Annotated in this window: 3 protein-coding genes; 2 read left to right on the plus strand and 1 reads right to left on the minus strand. The window is 44.2% G+C overall.

The features are described 5' to 3' along the window. Positions 1-1,764, plus strand: a 1,764-nt coding sequence (gene tkt / locus L4C33_RS20735; protein ID WP_428814287.1) for a transketolase, incomplete at its 5' end; no start/stop codon positions are given. A 79-nt stretch (positions 1,765-1,843) separates the two neighbouring features. Here tkt and L4C33_RS20740 read toward each other — a convergent pair. Beyond that, complete coding sequence (locus tag L4C33_RS20740; RefSeq protein ID WP_428814288.1) at positions 1,844-2,080, minus strand: hypothetical protein; 237 nt, start codon at positions 2,078-2,080, stop codon at positions 1,844-1,846. Between the two features lie 204 nt (positions 2,081-2,284). Here L4C33_RS20740 and epd point away from each other — a divergent pair, with 204 nt between their 5' ends. Continuing rightward, on the plus strand, positions 2,285-3,334 hold the full coding sequence (gene epd / locus L4C33_RS20745; protein WP_428814289.1) for an erythrose-4-phosphate dehydrogenase: 1,050 nt from the start codon (positions 2,285-2,287) through the stop codon (positions 3,332-3,334). Positions 3,335-3,417 lie beyond the last annotated feature (83 nt).

The following is a 3,417-nucleotide window of genomic DNA, read 5'->3' on the forward strand; positions in this document are numbered from 1 at the left end:
GCAGGTTACGAGCTTTCAATTGAAGATCTTAAGAACTTCCGTCAACTGCACTCTAAGACTCCTGGTCACCCAGAGTACGGCTACGCACCAGGTATCGAAACAACGACTGGTCCATTAGGTCAAGGTATTACTAATGCTGTTGGTATGGCGATGGCCGAGAAAGCTCTTGCTGCTCAATTTAACAAAGAAGGCCACGACATCGTAGATCACTACACTTATGCATTCATGGGTGATGGCTGTCTGATGGAAGGTATTTCTCACGAAGCATGTTCTCTAGCGGGTACGCTAGGTCTTGGTAAGCTAGTTGCTTTCTGGGATGATAACGGTATCTCTATCGATGGTGAAGTTGAAGGTTGGTTCTCTGACGATACTCCTAAGCGTTTTGAAGCTTACGGCTGGCACGTAATCCCAGCAGTTGATGGTCACGATGCTGATGCAATTAACGCTGCTATCATCGCAGCTAAAGCGGATCCTCGTCCAACACTTATTTGTACTAAGACTATCATTGGTTTTGGTTCTCCAAACAAAGCGGGTACGCACGACTGTCATGGTGCTCCACTAGGCGCAGATGAAATCACAGCGACTAAAGCAGCACTTGGTTGGGAACATGGTCCTTTCGAAATCCCTACTGATATTGCAGCAGAGTGGGACGCGAAAGAAGCAGGCGCAGCTAAGGAAGCAGCGTGGAATGCTAAATTTGACGCATACGCAGCGGCTCACCCTGAGCTAGCTGCAGAATTCAAACGTCGTACTAACGGCGAGCTTCCAGCTGAGTGGGAAGAGAAAGCAAACGCAATCATTGCTGACCTTCAAGCTAACCCAGCAAACATCGCTTCACGTAAAGCGTCTCAAAACGCACTAGAAGCGTTTGGTCAAATGCTTCCAGAATTCATGGGTGGCTCTGCTGACCTTGCACCTTCTAACCTAACTATGTGGTCTGGTTCTAAGTCTCTTGAAGCAACTGATTTTTCTGGTAACTACATCCACTACGGTGTACGTGAATTCGGTATGACGGCTATCATGAACGGTATTGCTCTGCACGGTGGTTTCGTACCATACGGCGCAACATTCCTAATGTTCATGGAATACGCTCGTAACGCTATGCGTATGGCTGCTCTGATGAAAGTTCAGAACATCCAGGTTTACACGCACGACTCTATCGGCCTAGGCGAAGATGGCCCTACTCACCAACCGGTTGAGCAGATCGCTTCTCTACGCCTAACGCCAAACATGAGCACATGGCGTCCATGTGACCAAGTTGAGTCTGCAGTGGCTTGGAAACTGGCAATTGAGCGTAAAGATGGCCCTACATCTCTAATCTTCTCTCGTCAAAACCTTGCACAGCAAGACCGTGACGCTGGGCAAGTAGCTAACATCGCTAAGGGTGGTTACATCCTGAAAGATTGTGAAGGCAAGCCAGAGCTTATCCTTATCGCGACTGGTTCTGAAGTTGAGCTAGCGGTTAATGCTGCTGCTGAGCTGACAGCTGAAGGTAAGAAAGTACGCGTAGTATCTATGCCTGCAACTGACGCGTTCGATAAGCAAGATGCTGAATACCGTGAGTCTGTACTTCCATCTGACGTTACAGCGCGTATTGCTGTAGAAGCTGGCATTGCTGACTTCTGGTACAAGTACGTTGGTTTCGGTGGCAAGATCATCGGTATGACAACATTCGGCGAGTCTGCACCTGCAGGTGAGCTATTCAAGATGTTCGGTTTCACTACTGAAAACGTAGTAAACACTGCAAAAGAACTTCTTGCTTAATAGTATTCGTTGAAGCTAAAAAGTAGAAAACCGAGCCATAGGGCTCGGTTTTTTTATACGTAACAAAATAAACAGCAAGTTACTCAAACTCGTTGCCCCAATTATCTAATTCTTTCGTTCCACATACTTTACATTTCACATAACGATCCATGTTGTAGTAGTGGCCGCCATTGATAATAGAGTTAGCAAAAAGCTTTATTCGACCCAACAAAGTTTTGTCTGTGTCGTAGCTACTTGTTTGGCGAACAAGAGTTTCAGTATGTAGTGTTTCTTTATTGCACGTTTTACAAAAATGAGTTGCTGGAAATCCAGACATAACCTTTTCCTTTGGTTGAGAAAACTAGGTTAGAAACAGCCGTAGGTTCGGTTAATTACTCATTTGAATTATCATTGCATAGCGTGTGATTGATTTACTAGTTTTATAAATTGTTTTTATGGCGTCATATCACTCTATTAATGTCTTTTAGATAAGATTCGGTTATCATCTGTCGCACGAAATTTTGGTTAGATGTACGGAACTATGCTAAAAGTCGCGATAAACGGATTTGGAAGAATAGGACGCAATGTATTGCGTGCTGTCTATGAAAGTGGCAAAAGCCAACAGATCAAAGTAGTAGCTGTTAATGAGCTTGCTCAACCTGATGCTATGGCTCACCTATTACAGTACGACACCAGTCACGGCCGTTTCGGCAAGAAAATCTCCAACGATCAAGAGCATATTTATGTCCACCACGGCATTGGCGTGGAAGACAAAGGTGAGTTCGATACGATTCGTATTTTACACCTAGCCGATATCGATTTACTGCCTTGGCGCGATCTCGAAGTCGATATCGTTCTCGATTGCACGGGTGTGTATGGCTGCCGAGATGATGGTCTTGCTCATATAGAGGCGGGCGCTAAGAAGGTACTGTTTTCTCACCCTGGTGCCAATGATCTTGATAACACTATTATTTATGGTGTGAACCACGAAACTATCAGGGCTGAACATCGAATCGTTTCTAATGGTTCGTGTACCACCAATTGTATTGTCCCTATCATTAAAGTTCTTGACGATGCCTTCGGTATCGAGTCTGGAACTATTACCACCATTCACTCTTCAATGAATGATCAGCAAGTTATTGATGCGTACCACAGTGACCTTCGCCGTACGCGAGCTGCGAGCCAATCTATCATTCCTGTTGATACCAAATTACACAAAGGTATCGAAAGAATTTTCCCGAAATTTTCTAACAAGTTTGAAGCGATATCTGTGCGAGTACCTACGGTAAACGTAACTGCGATGGATTTAAGTGTCACAATTAATACAAATGTGAAAGTTAATGACGTAAATCAAACCATTGTTAATGCATCCCAGTGTACATTACATAATATAGTTGACTATACTGAAGCGCCGCTCGTCTCCATCGACTTTAATCACGATCCCCATAGCGCAATTGTTGATGGTTCACAAACTAGAGTGAGCAACGGCCACTTAGTGAAAATGCTAGTGTGGTGTGATAATGAATGGGGCTTTGCAAACCGGATGCTGGATACGGTACTTGCAATGCAAGCTTCTGAAGGCAAGAAGTAAGACCTAGAAGCAAATGTGCGGATTATTTATTTTTTACCTTGAAATAAATACTAAGTGTCCACATATTATGAGTAGTTAAAGAA

Source organism: Vibrio makurazakiensis, from assembly GCF_050337375.1.
GTDB classification, from domain to species: Bacteria; Pseudomonadota; Gammaproteobacteria; order Enterobacterales; family Vibrionaceae; genus Vibrio; species Vibrio makurazakiensis.